The organism is Immundisolibacter sp., assembly GCF_028696615.1.
Taxonomy (GTDB): domain Bacteria; phylum Pseudomonadota; class Gammaproteobacteria; order Immundisolibacterales; family Immundisolibacteraceae; genus Immundisolibacter.
On record NZ_JAQVGQ010000305.1, the window covers coordinates 1 to 2719 of the forward strand.

General features: G+C 68.5%; 5 protein-coding genes. All 5 read left to right on the forward strand.

From position 1 onward, the window contains the following. The first annotated feature begins 157 nt into the window (after positions 1-157). Positions 158-394, forward strand: a complete 237-nt coding sequence (rpmB, locus tag PHC73_RS13595; protein WP_300129332.1) for a 50S ribosomal protein L28 — start codon at positions 158-160, stop codon at positions 392-394. 12 nt (positions 395-406) lie between these two features. Then, on the forward strand, positions 407-562 hold the full coding sequence (gene rpmG / locus PHC73_RS13600; RefSeq protein ID WP_300129333.1) for a 50S ribosomal protein L33: 156 nt from the start codon (positions 407-409) through the stop codon (positions 560-562). A 25-nt stretch (positions 563-587) separates the two neighbouring features. Then, positions 588-1541 carry an ATP-binding cassette domain-containing protein gene (locus PHC73_RS13605; protein ID WP_300129335.1) on the forward strand — a complete coding sequence of 318 codons (954 nt, stop codon included), beginning with the start codon at positions 588-590 and terminating at the stop codon, positions 1539-1541. Then, positions 1538-2299: an ABC transporter permease subunit gene (locus tag PHC73_RS13610; protein WP_300129337.1), complete on the forward strand. Its 762-nt coding sequence runs from the start codon at positions 1538-1540 to the stop codon at positions 2297-2299. The genes PHC73_RS13605 and PHC73_RS13610 overlap by 4 nt, the downstream gene beginning before the upstream one ends. A 4-nt stretch (positions 2300-2303) precedes the next feature. Continuing rightward, positions 2304-2719: Gldg family protein (locus tag PHC73_RS13615; protein WP_300129339.1), on the forward strand; the 416-nt coding region annotated here is incomplete at its 3' end.

The window sequence follows — 2719 nt, forward strand, 5'->3', positions numbered from 1 at the left end:
CGAGCCTTTGAGCTGAAATGCGCCGAGCCCCGGGCGGCACGCCGCGAACCAATCGCCGCCCGCTCGCGACATCCCGCTACCCAGCGCCGGCACGTTCTGGTATAAAAGCCGGCCATTTTGCCGGCGTTGCGGCCGGCCACGGTCTGCGGAGAGTTCCATGTCCAGGGTTTGCGAGGTCACCGGCAAGGGGCCGATGACCGGTAACAACGTGTCCCACGCCAACAACAAGACGCGCCGGCGCTTCCTGCCGAACCTGCAGCGCCACCGCTTCTGGGTGGCGGGCGAGAACCGCTACGTCACGCTGCGCCTGTCGCGTCAGGGCATGCGCATCATCGACAAGAAGGGCATCGAGGCGGTACTGGCCGAGATGCGCGGCCGCGGCGTCAAGGTGTAAGGAGCCGATTCCATGCGCGAGAAGATCAAGCTGGTGTCCACCGCCGGGACCGGGCACTACTACACGACCATGAAGAACAAGCGCAACACGCCGGACAAGATCGAACTGCGCAAGTTCGATCCCAAGGCGCGTGCCTACGTGACTTACAAAGAAGCCAAGATCAAGTAAGCCGTCGCGGCCTGACGGTCGAGCCATGACCGCCGAAGTCCTCGTCGAAGTCGAACGCGTCAGCCGCAGCTTCGGCCACCGGCAGGTGCTGCGGGACGTCAGTTTCAGCGTGATCAAGGGTGAGGTGCTGGGCTTTCTGGGCCCCAACGGCGCCGGCAAGACCACCACCATGCGCATCCTCACCGGCACGCTCGCACCGAGTGCCGGGCGGGTGCGGGTCGGCGGCATCGACATGCTCGAACACCCCACGCGCGCCAAGGCGCAGCTGGGCTACCTGCCGGAAACGCCGCCGCTGAACCGCGACCTCACGGTCGACGAATACCTCGATTTCTGCGCCCGCCTGCGCCGCCTGCCCGGCCGGCAGGTGCGCCAGGCGCGCGAGCGGGCCAAGGCGCGCTGCGGCCTCGAGGACGTCGGCCGGCGCCTGATCGGCAACGTTTCCAAGGGCTACCAGCAGCGCGTCGGCATCGCGCAGGCCATCATCCACAACCCGCCGGTGGTGATCCTGGACGAGCCCACGGTGGGCCTGGACCCGATCCAGATCCAGGAAATCCGCGCCCTGATCCGCGACTTGGGACAGGCCCACAGCGTGATCCTGTCCACGCACATCCTGTCCGAAGTGCAGGCCATCTGCAGCCACGTACAGATCATCCGCCAGGGCGAGCTGGTGCTGAAAGCCAGCATCGACGAGCTGGCCACGCACCTGACGGGCGCGCATCTGGAAGTCGCCCTGCGCCGCCCGCCGGATGACGCGCAGCTTGCCGCCATCCCCGGCGTGGCCGCCGCGCACGCGCAGGGCGAGGGCCGCTGGCTGATCAGCTTCGAGGCCGGCGCCGATCCCACCGATGCCCTGGTGCGTGCCGCCGTGGCCGGCGACTGGGGGCTTTACGAACTCACCCGCCCGCGCCTGTCGCTGGAAGAGGTGTTCCTGGAACTGGCCGGCGATGCGCCGGCCGACACCGTGGCGCAAGCGGCATGAGGAGCGTGCTGGCGATCACCGGGCGCGAGCTGCGCGTGCTGTTCGCGTCGCCCTCGGCCTGGGCCATGCTGGCCGTGGTGCAGGCCATCCTGGGTTATCTGTTCCTGACCCAGCTCGACATGTTCATGCAGCTGCGCTCGCAGCTGATGGCCATGCCGGACCCGCCGGGACTGACCGAAATCGTCGCCCCGTCGCTGTTCGGCAGCGCCGGCATCGTGCTGCTGATGGTGGTGCCGCTCGTCACCATGCGCAGCTTCGCCGAGGAGCGGCGCAACCAGACGCTCCCGCTGCTGCTGTCGGCGCCGGTGTCGATGACCGGGATCGTGCTCGGCAAGTACCTGGCGCTGCTCGGTTTTCTGACGCTGGTGACGTTGCTGACGGCGCTCATGCCGGCGAGCCTGCTGCTCGGCGCCCAGCTCGATCTGGGCCTGCTCGCCGCCGGCGTGCTCGGCCTGTGGCTGCTGCTCGGCAGCTTCGCCGCGCTGGGGCTTTTCATCTCCACGCTCACCTCGCACCCGATGACGGCAGCGGTGAGCACCTTCGGCCTGCTGCTGCTGCTGTGGATCCTCGACTGGGCGGGCGGCGCGGCCGGCGAAGGCAGCGGCCCGCTGCTGCGCGAGCTGTCGATGCTGAACCGCTACCAGCCGCTGCTCAAGGGCGTGTTCTCCACCGCCGACGTGGCGTATTTCGTGCTGTTCATCGTGCTGTTCCTGGGGCTCAGCATCCGGCGCCTGGATGCCGAGCGCCTGGCGGGCTGAGCGCATGGCAGGCCCGCTTTCCAGCCGTTTTGCGCTGCGCCTGCAGGGCACGCTGGCGCTGCTGCTGTTCATCGCCGTGATCGGCCTGCTGGGCTATTTGGCCCACCGTTACGACCACCGCTTCGACTGGACCGCCAACGGCCGCAATTCGCTGTCCGAGGCCAGCCGGCAGGTGCTCGAAAAACTGCCGGGGCCGGTCACCGCAACGGCCTTCGTGCGCCCGAACCCGCAGCTGCGCGCCACGATCGACGAGCTGCTGCAGCGCTACGCCGCCGCATCGCCCAAGTTCAAGGTCACCTATGTCAACCCGGACCAGGCGCCGGCGCGCGTCAAGGAACTCGGTATCCGCGCCGACGGCACGGTGCTGCTGGAGCTCGGCGACCGGCGCGAGAAGCTCGAACAGCTCGACGAGCAGGCGCT